Origin of the sequence: Xanthomonas dyei, assembly GCF_002939865.1 — a bacterium.
Classification (GTDB): Bacteria; Pseudomonadota; Gammaproteobacteria; order Xanthomonadales; family Xanthomonadaceae; genus Xanthomonas; species Xanthomonas dyei.
The window spans coordinates 1-16468 of the sequence record NZ_MDEE01000001.1 but is presented as its reverse complement, the minus strand read 5'-3'; the positions used below and the strand labels follow the sequence as shown (position 1 = coordinate 16468).

The 16468-nt window shown below is 66.6% G+C and carries 17 protein-coding genes, 1 other RNA gene and 1 pseudogene; 15 read left to right on the top strand and 4 right to left on the bottom strand.

From position 1 onward, the window contains the following. Positions 1 to 153: 153 nt before the first annotated feature. Genes nth through XdyCFBP7245_RS00085 form a run of 3 tightly spaced genes read right to left on the bottom strand, consistent with a single transcriptional unit; the run spans position 154 to position 2023 of the window. Positions 154 to 864 carry an endonuclease III gene (gene nth, locus XdyCFBP7245_RS00095; RefSeq protein ID WP_104613855.1) on the bottom strand — a complete coding sequence of 237 codons (711 nt, stop codon included), beginning with the start codon at positions 862 to 864 and terminating at the stop codon, positions 154 to 156. Then, positions 861 to 1232 (bottom strand): hypothetical protein, encoded by a 372-nt coding sequence (locus XdyCFBP7245_RS00090; protein ID WP_104613854.1) that lies wholly within the window; start codon positions 1230 to 1232, stop codon positions 861 to 863. The genes nth and XdyCFBP7245_RS00090 overlap by 4 nt, the downstream gene beginning before the upstream one ends. An 8-nt stretch (positions 1233 to 1240) precedes the next feature. Continuing rightward, positions 1241 to 2023, bottom strand: coding sequence for an enoyl-CoA hydratase/isomerase family protein (locus tag XdyCFBP7245_RS00085; protein ID WP_104613853.1), 783 nt, complete (start codon positions 2021 to 2023; stop codon positions 1241 to 1243). Between the two features lie 164 nt (positions 2024 to 2187). On the opposite strand from XdyCFBP7245_RS00085, the gene XdyCFBP7245_RS00080 reads away from it, so the two are divergent. From XdyCFBP7245_RS00080 to XdyCFBP7245_RS00065, 4 genes are all read left to right on the top strand, one after another. Then, on the top strand, positions 2188 to 2886 hold the full coding sequence (locus tag XdyCFBP7245_RS00080) for an FKBP-type peptidyl-prolyl cis-trans isomerase N-terminal domain-containing protein (protein ID WP_104613852.1): 699 nt from the start codon (positions 2188 to 2190) through the stop codon (positions 2884 to 2886). 115 nt (positions 2887 to 3001) lie between these two features. After that, on the top strand, positions 3002 to 3799 hold the full coding sequence (locus XdyCFBP7245_RS00075) for a CoA pyrophosphatase (protein ID WP_104613851.1): 798 nt from the start codon (positions 3002 to 3004) through the stop codon (positions 3797 to 3799). Beyond that, positions 3796 to 4668, top strand: coding sequence for a sulfurtransferase (locus XdyCFBP7245_RS00070; protein WP_104613850.1), 873 nt, complete (start codon positions 3796 to 3798; stop codon positions 4666 to 4668). The genes XdyCFBP7245_RS00075 and XdyCFBP7245_RS00070 overlap by 4 nt, the downstream gene beginning before the upstream one ends. A gap of 87 nt (positions 4669 to 4755) precedes the next feature. Beyond that, complete coding sequence (locus tag XdyCFBP7245_RS00065) at positions 4756 to 5706, top strand: DUF1684 domain-containing protein (RefSeq protein WP_104613849.1); 951 nt, start codon at positions 4756 to 4758, stop codon at positions 5704 to 5706. Between the two features lie 46 nt (positions 5707 to 5752). Here the strand turns inward: XdyCFBP7245_RS00065 and XdyCFBP7245_RS00060 are convergent, their stop codons facing one another. Continuing rightward, complete coding sequence (locus tag XdyCFBP7245_RS00060) at positions 5753 to 6328, bottom strand: N-acetylmuramoyl-L-alanine amidase (RefSeq protein WP_104613848.1); 576 nt, start codon at positions 6326 to 6328, stop codon at positions 5753 to 5755. 23 nt (positions 6329 to 6351) lie between these two features. Here XdyCFBP7245_RS00060 and XdyCFBP7245_RS00055 point away from each other — a divergent pair, with 23 nt between their 5' ends. The 11 genes and pseudogenes from XdyCFBP7245_RS00055 (at position 6352) to XdyCFBP7245_RS00005 (ending at position 16330) form a co-directional block, all read left to right on the top strand. Next, on the top strand, positions 6352 to 6843 hold the full coding sequence (locus XdyCFBP7245_RS00055) for an MOSC domain-containing protein (protein ID WP_104613847.1): 492 nt from the start codon (positions 6352 to 6354) through the stop codon (positions 6841 to 6843). Then, positions 6840 to 7367 carry an alpha/beta fold hydrolase gene (locus tag XdyCFBP7245_RS00050; RefSeq protein WP_104613846.1) on the top strand — a complete coding sequence of 176 codons (528 nt, stop codon included), beginning with the start codon at positions 6840 to 6842 and terminating at the stop codon, positions 7365 to 7367. The genes XdyCFBP7245_RS00055 and XdyCFBP7245_RS00050 overlap by 4 nt, the downstream gene beginning before the upstream one ends. A gap of 44 nt (positions 7368 to 7411) precedes the next feature. After that, positions 7412 to 7918, top strand: a complete 507-nt coding sequence (locus tag XdyCFBP7245_RS00045; protein ID WP_104614216.1) for a GNAT family N-acetyltransferase — start codon at positions 7412 to 7414, stop codon at positions 7916 to 7918. A gap of 164 nt (positions 7919 to 8082) precedes the next feature. Continuing rightward, entirely contained in the window at positions 8083 to 9042 is a 960-nt protein-coding gene (locus XdyCFBP7245_RS00040) for an SAM-dependent methyltransferase (protein WP_104613845.1), read from the top strand. A gap of 181 nt (positions 9043 to 9223) precedes the next feature. Next, positions 9224 to 9299: non-coding RNA, sX9 sRNA (locus XdyCFBP7245_RS00035), on the top strand. Between the two features lie 256 nt (positions 9300 to 9555). Beyond that, positions 9556 to 11169, top strand: a complete 1614-nt coding sequence (locus XdyCFBP7245_RS00030) for an ABC-F family ATP-binding cassette domain-containing protein (RefSeq protein WP_104614215.1) — start codon at positions 9556 to 9558, stop codon at positions 11167 to 11169. Then, a pseudogene (locus tag XdyCFBP7245_RS24385) lies at positions 11148 to 11339 on the top strand (hypothetical protein). Before XdyCFBP7245_RS00030 ends, XdyCFBP7245_RS24385 begins: the two are co-directional and overlap by 22 nt. Continuing rightward, positions 11336 to 13471: a bifunctional 23S rRNA (guanine(2069)-N(7))-methyltransferase RlmK/23S rRNA (guanine(2445)-N(2))-methyltransferase RlmL gene (gene rlmKL / locus XdyCFBP7245_RS00025; protein WP_104613844.1), complete on the top strand. Its 2136-nt coding sequence runs from the start codon at positions 11336 to 11338 to the stop codon at positions 13469 to 13471. Before XdyCFBP7245_RS24385 ends, rlmKL begins: the two are co-directional and overlap by 4 nt. Before the next feature lie 159 nt (positions 13472 to 13630). Then, entirely contained in the window at positions 13631 to 14407 is a 777-nt protein-coding gene (locus XdyCFBP7245_RS00020) for an NAD kinase (protein ID WP_104613843.1), read from the top strand. A 217-nt stretch (positions 14408 to 14624) separates the two neighbouring features. After that, positions 14625 to 15590: a 5'-nucleotidase gene (locus XdyCFBP7245_RS00010; protein WP_055844706.1), complete on the top strand. Its 966-nt coding sequence runs from the start codon at positions 14625 to 14627 to the stop codon at positions 15588 to 15590. After that, positions 15587 to 16330, top strand: a complete 744-nt coding sequence (locus XdyCFBP7245_RS00005) for a spermine/spermidine synthase domain-containing protein (protein ID WP_104613841.1) — start codon at positions 15587 to 15589, stop codon at positions 16328 to 16330. Before XdyCFBP7245_RS00010 ends, XdyCFBP7245_RS00005 begins: the two co-directional genes overlap by 4 nt. Positions 16331 to 16468: the final 138 nt, after the last annotated feature.

The following is a 16468-nucleotide window of genomic DNA, read 5'->3' as shown; positions in this document are numbered from 1 at the left end:
CGGCTGACAAACGTAGTGAGCAGTCTGCAGTTGGAGGTGGGCGGCGCGCTCGTAGCCGGAAGGGACGCGTGGTACCGCCGCACCGAGCACCGGTAGCTCCCGCGCCGGGCGGGCGGTGAGCGCAGTCGTGTCGTTAGCTGTTCTTGGATCAGGTCAGCGCTTCGAAGCTGGCGGCCGTTCGGCTGGCGCCGCGGTCTTGTCGCGGTAGCGGCACAGGTCATGGATCACGCAGCCCGGGCAATCGGGTTTACGTGCCTTGCACACGTAGCGGCCATGCAGAATCAGCCAGTGATGTGCGTCGTTCAAAAATTCTGCAGGGATGACCTTGACCAGCTTGTCTTCGACCGCGCGCACGTCCTTGCCCGGTGCAAGGCCGGTGCGGTTGGCGACGCGAAAGATATGCGTATCCACGGCCATCGTCGGTTCGCCGAATGCGGTGTTGAGCACCACGTTGGCGGTCTTGCGGCCGACGCCGGGCAAGGCTTCCAAAGCTGCGCGATCGTGCGGCACCTCGCCGCCGTATTGCTCGAGCAGGATGCGGCAGGTGGCGATGACGTTCTTGGCCTTGGCATTGAACAGGCCGATGGTGGCGATGTAGCGCTTCAGCCCTTCTTCTCCAAGATGGAGAATGTCGCGCGGTGTATTGGCGACCGGATACAACTTGCGGGTGGCCTTGTTGACGCCCACATCGGTGGCCTGCGCCGACAGCAATACCGCGATCAACAACTCGAACGGCGTGGTGTATTCCAGTTCGGTGGTCGGGTGTGGATTGAGTTCGCGCAAACGCTCGAACATTTCCTGTATTTCAGGGTTGCGCATGGTGCTGTCGCGGCGTGACGGCGGTGCAGGGCGTGCAGCGTTCATGGTTGCGTCCCTCCCGCTGCCTTGGCTTTGGCGCGCGCCAGGATCGCCGCGGCCAACGGTGGCAACGCCGCCGCTGCCGGCTGGCTGGGCACCGGTGCGGGTGCACGCCGTGCGTCGCGCTCGGCAGCGCGGCGTTGCAGCCGTGCGGCACGTGCGCGATAGCGTTCGCGCGCCGCCCATGCAGCACGCAGGCGCTGTTGTGCGGCGAGCAGGGCCGCCACGACCGGTGCATCCGCTGCATCGAGGTGCGGATCTGGCTGGTAGTCCATCAGGCCGAGTTGCAGTGCGCGATCAAGATCGTCCGCCTGCACGCAGTCGAACAAGCGCATGGCCAGTGCGCGCGGTGCCGGTAGGTGGTCGTGCGGCATCAGGGTGCTCAGCGGTTGTGGAACTGTGCGGGGCGCTTGTCGAGAAACGCGCGGGTGCCTTCGCGCATGTCCTCGCTGGCGAACAACAGCGCAAATTGCGCGGTTTCCAGCTGCAGCCCTTCTTCGATGCCGCATTCGCCGCCGAACACCACCGCGTCCAGAATGCCGCGCAATGCCAGCGGTGCGGCGCTCGCCAGGCGTTGGGCCAGGGTCTGGGTTTCTTCCTGCAAGGCGTCGAGCTCGACCACGCGATTGACCAGGCCCAGTTGCAGTGCGCGCGCTGCATCGATCGGCATGCCGAGCAGGCACAGTTCCAGTGCTGCGGCACGGCCGGTCAGGCGCAACAGGCGCTGGGTGCCGCCGAAGCCGGGAATCAGGCCGAGATTGATTTCCGGCTGTCCCAGGCGTGCGGTGGATGCGGCGATGCGCAGATGGCAAGCCATTGCCAGCTCCAGCCCGCCGCCGAGCGCAAATCCGTTGATCATGCCGATCACCGGTTTGGGCATGCGTTCGATCCGGCGCATCAAACGCTGCCCGACCAGCGAAAATTCGCGGCCGTCCATCGCCGACAACGCGCTCATTTCGGCGATGTCCGCGCCGGCCACGAAGGATTTGGGCCCGGCACCGGTGAGGACCACCACGCGCACGTCGTCGGCGTTTTCCGCGTCCACGAATGCCTGGTCCAGCGCCAGCATGGTGTCGCGGTTCAATGCGTTCAGTTTGTCCGGCCGATTGACCGTAATGGTCCGGACACTGGCGTAATCGGCGATCAAAATGACGTCGTTGGACATGGCACACCCTTGCGAACGTAAAAAAATAGTAAATACGGAACTTCCGAAAGCCTTGCTGGTCATAGCTTTCGTGATAAGTAGCGGTTCGGTATCGCGGCCGCTATCCTAGCGCGTCATCTCAGGCGGCAGACCCGTCCTGTGCCACCACCCTGGAGAATTGTTTGATGAAGTTGCGTTCTATCGCGGTCGCTGTGGCGGCCCTGGCCCTGACGGGCAATGCACTGGCCCAGGACACGACGTCCGAAAAGGGCAAGTTGAGCTATTACTTCGGTTACGACTACGGCAATAACCTTGCCGAGCTCACCGGTCGCGGCGAGCAGCTCGACATCAACGCGGTGGTAAAGGGTCTGCAGGACGCCTATGCCAAGAAGCAGCCGGCGATCACCGCCGACCAGCTCAAGCCGGCGGTCGAAGCGTTCCAGAAGCGTGAGCAGGGCCGTGCCCAGCAGGCCAAGGCCGAGTACGACAAGGCCGCTGCTGCCAACAAGACCAAGAGCGAAGCGTTCCTGGCCAAGAACAAGGGCACTGCTGGCGTGCAGACCCTGCCGAGCGGCGTGCAGTACCGCGTGATCGAAGCGGGCAAGGGCGCCAAGCCGACCCAGGCCAGCACCGTGCAGCTGGAAGTGGCCGGCCCGTTCCCCTTCGGCGATCGCGAGAAGGCGCGTCCGGCGCAGCAGATCCCGGCCATCAAGGTCAGCGAAGTCGAAATGAAGGCCATGCGCGAGACCCTGCTGCAGATGCCGGCCGGCTCCAAGTGGGAAGTGACGTTGCCGTCGGATCAGGCCTATGGCGCCGACCCGCGTACGCCGTTCCCGCCGAACGTCGCGGTGCAGTTCGAAATCAAGCTGGTCAGCGTCAAGTAATTCTTGTGCTGTTGCACTGACAACGCCGGCCACCAGGCCGGCGTTGTCGTTTTGGCGTCCCAATCTTGCTGAAGAGACCGATGAAACACCCACGCCGCGGCTGCGGAAACGCGCGATGAGCGACACCGATTCCAATCGCGGGGATCTGCCCAGCCCGTGTATCGGTGTATGTTCATTGGACGCGCAGTCGCACTGTGTCGGCTGCTTGCGCAGCCTGGATGAAATTGCACGCTGGATGAGCATGAGTGACGCCGAACGCCAGGAGTTGTTGCACACCGTGTTGCCTGCACGTGGGCTCATGGCAGCGCTGCCGGAGTATGCGCAGTTGCGCCGGGCGCTGTATCCGCTGGACACCGCACCCGACGGCCCAGGCTGGAACCATGCCGAAATGATCGACCTGAGCGAAGGTGGTGCGTCCGCCGAAGCGGCGGTGCTGTGCGGCCTGGTGCCGCGCGAGCAGGGCACCATGGTGCTGCTGACCCGGCGCACCGACAGCCTGCGCCACCATGCCGGGCAGGTCAGCTTCCCGGGCGGGCGGATGGAGCCCTCCGATGCCGATGCGGCAGCGGCGGCATTGCGCGAGAGCTGCGAGGAGATCGCGCTGGGTGCGCCGCAGGTACACGCGCTGGGATATCTGGATCCGTTCCTGACCGTGAGCGGGTTTCGGGTGACGCCGGTGGTGGCGGTGATCGATCCCGCGTTCGTGGCCGTGCCGCAACCGGAGGAAGTGGCCGAGATCTTCGAAGTGCCGCTGGCCTATCTGATGGACCCGGACAATCTGCGCAGCGTGGAGCTGGAATTCCGCGGCCGTCCGCGTCGCGTGCTGGAATACGCCTGGCCGGGACAGCGCATCTGGGGCGCCACCGCGGCCATTCTTCTCAATCTTCGTCGTCGCCTGGAGCAGGTTGCATGAGTGCCGATCCGAACTGGACCACGCTGGTCGATAGCGCCGCCCTGGCCGCGGCATTGCCGCACCCACAGCTGCGGCTGCTGGATGCGCGCGCCGCGCCGCCGACCGCCCCCGATCCACAGGCGGCGCGCAAGGCATATGCGCAAGGGCATCTGCCCGGCGCGCATGACGTCGATCTCGATCATGACCTGGCCGACCTGTCGCGTGCCGATCAAGGGCGGCACCCATTGCCGCGCAGCGCCGACTTCGCCAGGCGCCTGGGCGCGTGGGGCATCGATCCGCACAGCCAGGTGGTGGTCTACGACGCGGGCGATGGCAGCATGGCCGCGGCACGCGCGTGGTGGATGCTACGGCTGATGGGGCATCGCCGCGTGGCGGTGCTCGATGGCGGGCTGGCCGCATGGCGTGCCGCCGGCCTGGCCGAGACCACCGAGCCGCCGGCAGTGCGCGATGGCGCCGCGTATCCCGGCAGTTTCGATGCCGATGCCGTGGTGGATGCCGAACAGATCCTGGCGCGGCTGGGGCAGGCTCCGGGTTGGCTGCTGGATGCGCGCGCCGGCGAGCGGTTTCGCGGTGAGGTGGAGCCGATCGACCCGGTTGCCGGGCATGTGCCGGGCGCGGTGAGTCGCCCGCTGGGCCTGAGCCTCCGCGATGGCCGCTTCAAACCGGCCGATGAATTGCGTGCCGAGCTGTCTACATTGCTGGGCGCTTACACGCCCGAGCAGGCCGTGGTGATGTGCGGATCGGGCGTGACCGCCTGCCATCTGCTGTTGGCGTTGGAAGTGGCTGGCTTGTCAGGTGCGCGCGTGTATGCCGGTTCCTGGAGCGGCTGGCTGCAGGATCCGGCACGTCCGGTCGCGACCGCTTCCTGATCAGGCACAATACCGGCAGGAAGGGTGGTCTGTGGGGACGCAGGCTCGCTGCGCGGAGCGCAGTTTCTTGCAGTGGTGGGTGGATGCATGCGGTTGCAGTTGCAGAAGGGCGCCTTGTGCGTCGCAGTGATGGCGATGGCTGCGTGTTCGGCAAGCTCTGGTGACGCTGGCGATGTGCGTGTCTCCAAGCGTTCGACGACCGATAAGCAGCAGGTGTACCGGCTTGCATTGGAACGAGCGCGCGCGCAGCGTCTGGCACAGGTGCGTGCGCCCGATGGCTGGCTGAGCTACACCGGCTCCGGTCGCGTGCGTGCAGGTCAGTACCAGGTGGGCAGCGATTCGCACAACGATCTCGTCTTGCCTGCCGGCCCAGCACAGCTGGGCCAATTGAGCCTGGATGGGCAGGGTCATGTGCGCTTCAAGGCGGCAGCCGGCGCGTCGGTGAGGTTGAACGGGCAGCCTGTGGATGACGTCAGTCTGGAGCCTGAGCGGGCGGACCAGCGTGGCGACCGGCTCGATGTGGGCAACCGGCAGTTCTATCTGGTGCAGACCGGTACGTTGTTTGGCTGGCGTTTTCGCGACCCGGCAGCGCCGGCGTTGACTGCATTTCAGGGCTTTGAGTATTTTCCGATCGACCCGCAGTGGCGGGTCGATGCGCGCTGGCAGCCGTATGCCACGCCACGGTCGGTGACCTTGCTGACATCCATCGGCACGCCACTGACGGCGGAGGTTCCAGGCGAGGCGGTGTTTATCCGCGATGGTCGGGAATACCATCTGCAGCCGCTCGCGCAGGACGATGGCAGCGGCCTGTTTTTTCTGTTTACCGATCGCACCAGCGGCAAGGAAAGTTATGGCGGCGCGCGCTATCTATTCACGGAGATGCCGCGCGATGGCCGGGTGCTGCTCGATTTCAATCTGGCCGAAAATCCGCCCTGCGCGTTCACCCCGCATGTGGTCTGCCCGATCGCGCCGCCGGAAAATCGGCTGACGGTAGCGGTGAATGCAGGCGAAAAAACCTATCGCGCCATGGATCCTTGATCGCTCTGGTTTTGCGTGCGTTGCCTGCCGCGTAACCGGCGCGCGCTCAACGCAATGCGTGCGCCCAGCCGACCGCCGCTTCGATACGGGGCCATGGAAACAACGGGCCGGGGTCGAGCTTGCGCTGGATCTTGCGTGCCGGATCGTCGCTCGCCGCTTCCTGGGTGGTGTCCAGCTCCTGATGGCCGGCGATGCGGCGCACCGATGGCAGCTGCTGCTGCAGCCACTGCAGCAAGGTCACCAGCGCGGCGATCTGCACGTCCGGATACGCCTCGCGCATCGCCTGATGGCGCGAATCGAGCCAGTGCGGATAGCGGCCGCTGTTGACCAGTTCGATGCCCAAGGTATGCGGGTTGTGGCCGCGCACGTGATGCGCGACGCGATCCAGCGCCACGTACTGCTGGATGCTGCCGTTGCGATCGATGTAGTAATGCCCGCTGTTGCCGGTGCCGCTGTCGTAGAGCACGCGCTCGCCGTAGTCGCGTGCCATCGCCATATCCGGCAGTTCGGTGCAGTGGATGACCACCATGTCGATCTGCTCGAGCCGGCGGCGTGCCAGTCGCGATTCGTAAGGCAACGGCGCGTAGGTGATCGGCGGCGACGGCAGGACGGCATCGGACATGAAGCGAATGCTAGCATTGCCCGATGGCTTTGAATCCCGACAGCCCGCTGGGCAAATTGATGGCGACGCTGCCGCAGACCGGTCAGGTGACCTGGATCGGCGTGCGTCCTGCGCGTGATGTGGAGATGCTGGAGGTGTACGCCGTACAGGCCACCACCGGCATCGGGCTGGTGGGCGATCGTTACAAGGGCGGCAGCGGCAAGCGGGGGATCACCTTGATCCAGGCCGAGCATTTGCCGGTGATCGCGGCGCTGGCAGGGCATGCGACGATCGCGCCGGCCACGCTGCGACGCAATCTGGTGGTGTCGGGCATTCCGCTGATCGCGTTGAAAGGGCGACGCTTCCGCATCGGCGATGTCGAGCTGGAAGGCACCGACCCGTGCGACCCCTGTTCGCGCATGGAAGATGCGCTGGGCGCGGGCGGCTACAACGCGATGCGGGGACACGGTGGCTTGTGCGCGCGCGTGCTGCGCGGCGGTGTGCTGCGTATTGGCGATACGGTGCAGGCGCTATGAGCCGCGGCCATTGCATTCTGGCGCATGGGTTCGAGAGCGGCCCTGCGGCGCGCAAGGTCAGCGCATTGGCCGAGGTTGCCGACCGCCTGGGCTGGACCCACGAACGCCCGGATTTCACCGATCTGGATGCGCTGCGCGATGTCAGCCCGCTCGGCGACGTGCGCGGACGCCTGCAGCGATTGCTGCAGATCGCACGCGACGCCGCGGACAAGGGGCCGCTGGTGCTGGTCGGTTCCAGTCTGGGCGCCTATATCGCCGCGCAGGTATCGCTGCAGGTGCCGACGCGTGGGCTGTTTTTGATGGTGCCGCCGACCACGATGGGCCCGCTGCCGGCGCTGGATGCTGCGCAGGTACCGATCTCGGTGGTGCATGCCTGGCGCGATGCGCTGATTCCCGCCGCAGATGTCATCGCCTGGGCGCAGGCGCGTCGGGCGCGGCTGTTGCTGGTCGACGATGAGCACGATCTCGCCGCGCATGTGGACACGGCAGCGAACGCGTTCGCCGAACTGTTGCAGCGCCTGTGATGCACGAGGCTGACGACCTATCGCCCACACCGGCCGAGCCGCCGATGGCGGTGCTGATCCGCGAGGCCAGCGACGGCGACGCGGCAGCCATCGAGATATTGACCATGGTGGCGTTCATGCGCGCCGAGCACAGCCGTCATGACGAACAGCATGTGATCGCCGCGCTGCGTGGTGACGATGCGCTGGCATTGTCATTGGTCGCCGACCACGAGGGGTATGTGGTCGGCCATCTGGCAGTGTCGCCGGTGAGCTTGTCCGACGGCTCGTCCGGCTGGTTCGCGCTGGGGCCGCTGGCGGTGGGCCCGGGCCACCAACGTCAGGGCCTGGGCAGCCGTCTGGTGCACACAGCCCTGGCGACCTTGCGCGAGCGCGGCGCGGCGGGATGCGTTGCTTTTGGCGAACCCGGTTTTTTCCGGCGGTTTGGGTTCGCCGTCGAGCCGGGCCTGAGCATGCCCGACGCACCGGTATCGGAATTGCAGGCGTTGGCGTTCGGCGACCGGCTGTTGCCGCTGGCCGATGTGGCCTATCACCCGGCTTTCGGTCTGGGCTGAGTCGCGCGCTGCGCTGCACACGCGTGACCGGATGCAGTCGCGATGCTGCGCGCACGCGGCGCCCGTTCGCTCACCGGCACCCTGCATCGCGCGTCCGGCCGCAGCGTATTGCCGCGTTCGTCACCATGGTCGGCACCAGCGATCGACGCTTGCCGAGGTGAAAGATGCAACACGACGAGTCACCGATGCCGCCAAACGCGGCGCATGCGCGCCTGATTTCGCATGCGGGCGACGCCTTGCACGATGATGCGACCCTGCTCGCGTCGATCAGGTCGCGACTGCGGCAGGACACCGGCCGTTCTGCTGCCGAAGTGGAGCGTCTGCTGCAACTGGTCGATGCGCTGTGGGAGATGGAGCTCGGGCGATTCCTGCTACGCAATCGCGGGCTCAATGCGGAATGGACGCATCGGCTGGTGAGCTATGAGGCGGGGACCCTGCCGCCGGATACCACACCGGCACTGGAGTACGAAATTTTCGAGAAGACGCCGGCCGTGCTCGCAACCCGCGAGCGGTTCGGCATCTTCCGTGCGCAATTGCAGGCCTTGTTGCGGCCCGGCATGACGCTCGCGTCGGTGCCATGCGGATGGATGGGCGATGTGTTGAGTCTGGATTACCGGCAGTGCCCGGATGTGCGCTTGATCGGGATCGATCTGGACCCGCAAGCGCTGGACGGCGCGCTGCAGCTGGCGCGTCGCTACGGGCTGGAGCAGCAGCTGTCGCTGCGTTTGGAAGATGCCTGGGCGCAGGGCGATGCAGAGAGTGTGGACGTGGTGACCAGCAACGGCCTCAATCTCTACGAGCCGGATGATGCGCGTGTGGTCGCGCTCTATCGCGCGTTCTTCAACAGGCTGCGGCCGGGCGGCACGCTGGTGGCGAGTTTCCTGACGCCTCCGCCCAGCCTGTGCGCGCAATCCCCGTGGAAACTGGCGCTGTTGGACCAGGCATCGCTGGTGCTGCAGAGCCAGGTCTTTATCGATGTCGTCCAGGCGCGCTGGGCATCGTTTCGCACCCATGCGCAGACGCGCACGCAGCTGGAAAGTGCAGGCTTTGCGAGCGTGCGCTTCATCGACGATCGCGCAAGCATCTTTCCCACTGTGATTGCGCAAAAGCCGATGCATGCCTGAGGGGAGCGACCAGGCACCGACTCTCTCGCGGCATGGCGTGTCGGTACGTTGCAGTCGAGTGTCCGCTGCGTTGGCGCTGGCTTGCGGATACCGATAACGCCAGGCGCGCGCGTCGGCTAAGAGCAGCTCACAAAACGAATGTGCTCACTACCAGACGGGCGCGGCCGGTGCTCTGTGCGGCATGGATCACGCGTACACTCCGGTTTCTGCGCGCCCCCCGCACCGACCTGACGACTGGTCGCTACGTGGTGTGAGCCGCCCTAAGCGGCAGGGCGGACTGCAAGCGTGCAGGCATGCGTTTTTCCTGCGGATATTTCGCTGTTGTTGAGCGGATTGTTCGGCCCAGTGATGTCCAGGGGTTTCGGTGCAGCCGCAGACCGGCCTACACTTGTGCTGCACCCACTGTTCGAGGATTGGTCCAATGCGCCATTGATGCCGCCGTCGCGATGACGGCCATACCCGTTGCCGTTCCGTCTGGAACGCGACGTGTCCTGGCATGCAATGGAGTCACTGATGACCTGTCCGTCGTTGACGCTGGAAAGCGTCGCGTTCGTGCTGCCCGATGGCAGCACGCTGTTTTCCGATCTCACCCTGCACATCGATCAGCGCCGCACCGGCCTGGTCGGGCGCAATGGCGTAGGCAAGAGCGTGCTCGGCCGTCTGCTGGCAGGCCAGCTGGCCCCCAGCAGCGGCCGCTGCGTACGCCGTGGCAGCGTGCATTACCTGCCGCAGCGCGTGAGCGCGATGCCGGGGCAGCGTATCGCCGATCTGGCAGGTGTTGCGCCGTTGCTGGACGCGCTGGACCGGATCGCCGCCGGGAGCGTGGCGCCTGCCGATTTCGAGCGGGTGGGCGAGCGCTGGACTGCCCACGCCGAGTTCGCTGCAGCGCTCAAGCAGCAAGGGCTGGGTGGCCGCGATCCGCAGGCCCCCGCCGCGCATCTGAGTGGCGGCGAAGCCATGCGGGTGGCGCTTGCCGGCGCCTGGCTGATGCAGCCGGACATGCTGATCCTGGATGAGCCCAGCAACCATCTGGACGGCCCGCAGCGACAGCGGCTGCTGGCGCAGTTGCAGGGGTGGAATGGCGGGTTGCTGATCATCAGCCATGACCGGGTGTTGCTGGACGGCATGCAGCGCATCCTGGCGCTGTCCGCACACGGGGTGCGCAGTTATGGCGGCAACTACACCCACTACGCGCAGCAGCACGCACGCGAGCAGCAGGCGGCCAGCGAGCTGCTTGCGCAGCGCAAACAGGCACGTGCGCACGGCGAACAGGCATTGCGCGAGCAGCACATGCGCCAGCAGCAACGCCAGGCGCGTGGCGCGCGCGCGGCGGCGCAGGCCAATCAGGCGCCGATCCTGCTCGGGGGCCAGCGGCAGCGCAGCGAGGTCAGTGCCGGCCGGCTGCAGCAGCATCGACAGGCCGAACAGGCGCGCTTGTCGGAGGGGGTAACCCAGGCCGCAGCCCAGCTGGAGGCCCCACCGGCCATTGCGTTGCTGGCACCAGCGACGGCGGCAGGCGCGTCGCAACGCCTGGCGACCCTGCAGCAGGTGCAGTTGGCGGATGGGCGGCTGGGTGGGCGGCGTGTGGATCTGCTGCTGCACGGCCAGCCCCGCATCGGGCTGGTTGGCCCGAACGGCAGCGGTAAATCCTCGCTGCTGCAGCTGTTGGGCGGACGCCTGGCGGCACAGGCCGGCCAGTGCGAGGTACATGTGCCGGTGGCCTATCTGGATCAGGATCTGGGCATGCTCGACCCGGCGCGCTCGGCCGCTGCGCAGCTGTGCGATGCCGACCCCGCCGCGGCCGAGCACGCCCAGCGGCTGCGCCTGGCCTTGCTGGGGCTGGACCGGCAGCGCGCCGACCTGCCCACCGGCCAGCTCAGCGGCGGCCAGCGGCTCAAGGCAGCGCTGGCCTGCGCGCTGTATCGGGCTCAGCCGGCGCAGCTGCTGTTGCTGGACGAACCCACCAATCACCTGGATCTGGCCTCTGTCGAGGCGATCGAGACGCTGCTGCGCAGTTGCACCGGCGCGCTGCTGGTGGCCTCGCACGATGCCGCCTTCCTGGACCGGTTGGGCCTGCAGCAGCGGTTGGACACCGGGCAGGCGCAGTGGCGGCTGGCGCCCTGGTGAACCGTGCGCCCGGCGGTGCGGACGGCGGGGGTGGTAATGCCGGCCCCGATGGCCGACCATTTGCGGCCCATCCACGGCGACCACGGCACTGCCCACCCGGGCGCCGGCCCGCTGTCCTGCTCCCACGCTCGCCGCCGCGCCAGCGTCTTTATCGATACCTGCCTACGTGAAATTCTTCGCATCCTGTGCCAAGGGCCTGGAATACCTGCTTGCCGACGAGCTGCTTGCGCTCGGTGCCAGCAAGGCCACCGCCACCATCTCCGGCGTGAATGTCGAGGGTGAACCGCGCGACGCGCTGCGCGCCGTCATGTGGTCGCGCCTGGCCAGCCGGGTGCTGTGGCCGCTCACCGAGTTCGATTGCCCGGACGAGGACGCGCTGTATGCCGGTGTGTCCGAGCTGCCGTGGGACGAGCACCTGTCGGTGGGACACACCTTGTCGGTGGATGCGCACGTCTCCGGGACGGCGATCACGCACGCGCGCTATGCCGCACAGCGCATCAAGGATGCGGTGGTCGACACCATGCGCCGGCAGGGGCTGGAACGCCCGTCGGTGGATGTGGAAAGCCCCGACCTGCGGTTGAACCTGTCGCTGCGCAAGGGCCGCGCCACCATCTCGATCGACCTGGGTGGCGGCCCGTTGCACCGGCGCGGTTGGCGCATGGCGCAGAACGAAGCGCCGCTGAAGGAAAACCTGGCTGCTGCCGTCCTGCTGCGCGCCGGCTGGCCGCGCGCATATGCCGACGGCGGCGGCTTGCTGGACCCGATGTGCGGCAGCGGCACGCTGTTGATCGAAGGCGCCTTGATGGCCGCCGACGTCGCGCCCGGTCTGCAGCGCTACGGCAGCGACGTGCCCAGCCGTTGGCGCGGGTTCGACCGTGCGCTCTGGCAGCAGCTGGTCGACGAAGCACGCGAACGCGACAGCGCAGGCCGTGCCGCGCTGAAGCAGGTGATCCATGGCAGCGACATGGACCCGCATGCGATCCGCGCCGCCAAGGAGAACGCGCAGGTGGCCGGTGTGGCCGAGGCGATCTGGTTCGGCGTGCGCGAGGTCGGCGACCTGCAGACCCCGCCGCAGGCCACCGGCGTGGTGGTCTGCAATCCGCCGTACGACGAGCGTCTGGCCGCCGATGCGGCCTTGTATCGCAAACTGGGCGACACCTTGCAGCGCGTGGTGCCGCAGTGGCGCGCGAGCCTGCTGTGCGGCAATGCCGAGCTGGCCTACGCCACCGGCTTGCGCGCGGGCAAGAAGTACCAGTTGTTCAATGGCGCGATCGAGTGCGCGTTGATCGTCTGCGACCCGATCGCAGTGCCGCGGCGCACCCCGTTGGCAGCGCCCACCGCGCTCAGCGAAGGCGCGCAGATGGTGGCCAACCGCCTGCGCAAGAACCTGCAGAAGTTCAAGAAGTGGCGCGCCCGCGAAGGCATCGAGTGCTTCCGCGTCTACGATGCCGACCTGCCGGAATATTCCGCTGCCATCGACGTGTATCAGCAAGCCGATGGCGACCGACGCAGCTTCCTGCATGTGCAGGAATACGCAGCGCCGGCGACCATTCCCGAGGCGGATGTGCGCCGGCGTCTGGGCGAGTTGTTGGCGGCTGCGCGCGAGGTGTTCGAGGTGCCGGCCGAGCGCGTTGCACTGAAGTCGCGCGAGCGTGGCAAGGGCGGCAGCAAGTACGGCCGCTTCGAGCAGCGCAACGAAATCGTCAACGTGCGCGAGCATGGCGCGTTGTTGCGGGTCAACCTGTTCGATTACCTCGATACCGGCCTGTTCCTGGATCACCGCCCGTTGCGCGGCACCATGGCGCAGCAGTCCAAGGGGCGGCGCTTCCTCAACCTGTTCTGCTATACCGGCGTGGCCAGTGTGCAGGCGGCGGTGGCCGGCGCCAGCGCCACGACCAGCGTGGATCTATCCGGCACCTATCTGCAGTGGTGCGCCGACAACCTGGCCTTGAACGGCCAGGCCGGCAGCAAGCACAAGCTGGTGCAGGCCGATGCGCTGGCCTGGCTGGAAGCCGAGCGCGCGCACTTCGACGTGATCTTCTGCGACCCGCCGACCTTCTCCAACTCCGCGCGCGCAGAGGATTTCGATATCCAGCGCGAGCATGTGCGTTTGCTGCGCGCGGCGGTGGCGCGTCTGGCGCCGGGCGGCGTGCTGTATTTCTCCAACAACTTCCGCCGTTTCAAGCTGGATGAAGAAGCGGTGGCCGAGTTCGCGCAGTGCGAGGAAATCAGCCCACGCACCATCGACCCGGATTTCGAACGCCATGCACGCATCCATCGCGCCTGGCGGTTGACGGCCTGAGCCGAGGCAGGCCGATGTGGCGGTGTGCCGCGTGGCGACCGCTGCGTGCGTCGCGGTGGCCACTGCGCAGCGGCGGCCGTGCGTGCGAGGGCAGGGCGCGCCGCCAACAAGCCCACCACAGCGCTGCGGTATGCTGATTCGCATGCTTTGGAGTCAACGATGACCACATCACCCCGCATTGCCTTTCTGGCCAGTCACACCGAGCCCGCCGTGAACGCGCGGGCGCGTCTGGTGCAGCGCTACGGCGATTATCCGCTGGAGAACGCCGAGATCGTCTGCGCCCTGGGTGGGGACGGCTTCATGCTGCAGACCCTGCATCGCCACGGTGCCGCCGACAAGCCGGTGTTTGGCATGAAGCTGGGCTCGGTCGGGTTTTTGATGAACCAGTACCGCGACGACGAAGACGACCTGCTGGTGCGTTTGCAACGGGCCGAACCTGCGCATCTGCGGCCGCTGGAAATGCTGGTGCAGACCGAATCGGGCACCAGTGCCGGATCGTTGGCGTACAACGAAGTCTCGCTGTTGCGGCAGACCCGCCAGGCCGCGCATCTGAGCGTGGATCTCAACGGCCAGACCCGCATCGCCGAACTGATCGGCGACGGCGTGATGGTCGCAACGCCGGCCGGCAGCACCGCGTACAACTATTCGGCGCACGGGCCGATTCTGCCGCTGGGCTCGCATACGCTGGCACTGACGCCGATTGCGCCGTATCGCCCGCGCCGCTGGCGTGGCGCCATCCTCAAGGCCGATACCGAAGTGCGCTTTCGCGTGCTCGACCCGTACAAGCGCCCGGTCAGCGTCACCGCTGACTCGCACGAAATCCGCGACGTGGTGGAAGTCACCATCCGCGAATCCACCGAGCGCCGCGTCACGTTGCTGTTCGATCCGGAACACAATCTGGAAGAGCGCATCTTCAGCGAACAGTTTGCGGTGTGAGGGGCGGGGATTGGGCATTGGGCATTGGGCATTGGAGATTCGGGATTGGCAACGGCAGCAGCGCGACGTGCATCGGAGCCTGCGCGTGGCCGAGGTACGATGCAGTGCAAGTAAAGATCTCAACTCCCAGAAACTTCGTTGTCGCTCCACCCCATTCCCCAATCCCAATTCCCAATTCCCAATTCCCAATTCCCAATTCCCAATTCCCGGCACCCAAATGGCTGACAACTCCCCTAGGTTATTGACCGTCGCGGTGACCTCCCGCGCGCTGTTCGATCTTGAAGAAGGCCATGCGCTGTTCGAGGCGAACGGGGTGGAGGCGTACTCGGCGTTTCAGCGTGAGCACGAAGACGACATCCTGCAGCCGGGCGTCGCGTTTCCGGTGGTGCGCAAGCTGTTGGCGCTCAACCACGATGTGCCCGAAGAAACCCCGCGCGTGGAGGTGATTCTGCTGTCGCGCAATTCTGCCGATACCGGGTTGCGCATCTTCAATTCGATCCAGCACTACAACCTGGGCATCGTGCGCGCGACTTTCACGTCTGGTCAGCCGACCTGGCCGTACGTGAAACCGTTCGGTACCGATCTGTTCCTGTCGGCCAATCCGGAATCGGTACGGCGTGCGCTCACTCACGGCATTGCCGCGGCCACCATCATGCCGCGCGCGCCGGGCGAGCGTGCCGAAGCGGCCGCAGCGATCGTGGACAACGATGAGAGCCGTCTGCCCACGCAGCTGCGCATCGCCTTCGACGGGGACGCGGTGATCTTCGGCGACGAGAGCGAACGCATCTCGCGCGAGCAAGGTGTGGAGGCGTTCGGGCGCCATGAGCGCGAGCGCGCACGCGAACCGCTGTCGGTTGGGCCGTTCCGCAATTTCCTGTCGGCGTTGCATGCGCTGCAGGCGGCGTTCCCGCCGGGCGAAGCGTCGCCGATTCGCACGGCGCTGGTCACCGCGCGTTCGGCGCCTGCGCATGAGCGGGTGATCCGGACCTTGCGCGAGTGGGGCGTGCGCCTGGACGAAGCGCTGTTTCTCGGCGGCCGGCACAAGGGGCCGTTTCTGGAAGCGTTTGGCGCAGACATCTTCTTCGACGACTCGCAGCACAACATCGACAGCGCACGCCAGCATCAGCATGTGGCGGCCGGCCACGTGCCGCACGGCGTGGCCAACGATCCGCCGAGCCGATGAGCGAGTCGCCGCAGTCGCCAGCGCGTGCTGGGCTACTGCGGACCTGGCGCACGCTGGAACTGACCTTCACCGACGACACGGTGCAGACCCGCATGTCGCGTTGGGCACCGCATCGGCTGATGTTGCCGTATACGCGCAGCATGCTGGCTGCGCTGTGGCTGCAACCGCGCCCCGAGTGCATTGGGCTGATCGGCGTGGGTGGCGGTGCGCAGGTGAAGTTCTGTCATCGCTACCTGCGCAGCGCGCGTCTGGAAGCGGTGGAAGCCGACCCGCAGGTGCTGGCGTTGCGCGATGCATTCGCAATTCCGCGCGACGACGCGCGGCTGGAGATCACGCTGGGGGATGGCGCCGACTGGATCGGCAACCGCGCCGGACGCTACGACCTGTTATTGCTGGATGCCTACGACGCCCATGGCATTCCACCGGCCTTGTGCACGCCTCGGTTCTACGCCGATTGTCGCGCGGCCTTGCGCGAGGGCGGGGTGTTGGCGCTGAATCTCTTTCAGGTGCCGATGGCCGAGCATCTGGCGCAGCTGCGCGAGCTGTTCGATGGGTTGGTGCTGCTGCTGCCCGAACCGGATCTGCGCAACCAGGTGGTGTTCGCCTGGAACGGCCGACGCACACCGGGGACGCCGGACGCCGCGCTGGCCGGGTTGGCATGGTCGGCACGCCGGCAATTGCGGCCGTCGATGCTGCGTTTGCAGGCGGCGTTGCAGGAACGAGCCTGGCGGTTTTCCTGATGCGTCGCTTGTCCTGCAGATCCGGCCAACAGCGGCTAAGGCAACGTCCCTAGGGAACCTCTGAACAAAGCACGGCAGATGCGCGACACTACCCGCCTCGTGTTGAGGAATCATCCATGCAACTGACGTTCGGCGACG

Excerpts from the sequence above, each read along its gene's own strand:
- nth (WP_104613855.1), bottom strand. The coding sequence starts at position 864 with ATGAACGCTGCACGCCCTGCACCGCCGTCACGCCGCGACAGCACCATG.
- XdyCFBP7245_RS00020 (WP_104613843.1), top strand. The coding sequence starts at position 13,631 with ATGACCACATCACCCCGCATTGCCTTTCTGGCCAGTCACACCGAGCCC.
- XdyCFBP7245_RS00080 (WP_104613852.1), top strand. The coding sequence starts at position 2,188 with ATGAAGTTGCGTTCTATCGCGGTCGCTGTGGCGGCCCTGGCCCTGACG.
- XdyCFBP7245_RS00075 (WP_104613851.1), top strand. The coding sequence starts at position 3,002 with ATGAGCGACACCGATTCCAATCGCGGGGATCTGCCCAGCCCGTGTATC.
- XdyCFBP7245_RS00090 (WP_104613854.1), bottom strand. The coding sequence starts at position 1,232 with ATGCCGCACGACCACCTACCGGCACCGCGCGCACTGGCCATGCGCTTG.
- XdyCFBP7245_RS00070 (WP_104613850.1), top strand. The coding sequence starts at position 3,796 with ATGAGTGCCGATCCGAACTGGACCACGCTGGTCGATAGCGCCGCCCTG.
- XdyCFBP7245_RS00010 (WP_055844706.1), top strand. The coding sequence starts at position 14,625 with ATGGCTGACAACTCCCCTAGGTTATTGACCGTCGCGGTGACCTCCCGC.
- XdyCFBP7245_RS00050 (WP_104613846.1), top strand. The coding sequence starts at position 6,840 with ATGAGCCGCGGCCATTGCATTCTGGCGCATGGGTTCGAGAGCGGCCCT.
- XdyCFBP7245_RS00085 (WP_104613853.1), bottom strand. The coding sequence starts at position 2,023 with ATGTCCAACGACGTCATTTTGATCGCCGATTACGCCAGTGTCCGGACC.
- XdyCFBP7245_RS00040 (WP_104613845.1), top strand. The coding sequence starts at position 8,083 with ATGCAACACGACGAGTCACCGATGCCGCCAAACGCGGCGCATGCGCGC.
- XdyCFBP7245_RS00045 (WP_104614216.1), top strand. The coding sequence starts at position 7,412 with ATGGCGGTGCTGATCCGCGAGGCCAGCGACGGCGACGCGGCAGCCATC.
- XdyCFBP7245_RS00060 (WP_104613848.1), bottom strand. The coding sequence starts at position 6,328 with ATGTCCGATGCCGTCCTGCCGTCGCCGCCGATCACCTACGCGCCGTTG.
- XdyCFBP7245_RS00065 (WP_104613849.1), top strand. The coding sequence starts at position 4,756 with ATGCGGTTGCAGTTGCAGAAGGGCGCCTTGTGCGTCGCAGTGATGGCG.
- XdyCFBP7245_RS00030 (WP_104614215.1), top strand. The coding sequence starts at position 9,556 with ATGACCTGTCCGTCGTTGACGCTGGAAAGCGTCGCGTTCGTGCTGCCC.
- XdyCFBP7245_RS00005 (WP_104613841.1), top strand. The coding sequence starts at position 15,587 with ATGAGCGAGTCGCCGCAGTCGCCAGCGCGTGCTGGGCTACTGCGGACC.
- XdyCFBP7245_RS00055 (WP_104613847.1), top strand. The coding sequence starts at position 6,352 with ATGGCTTTGAATCCCGACAGCCCGCTGGGCAAATTGATGGCGACGCTG.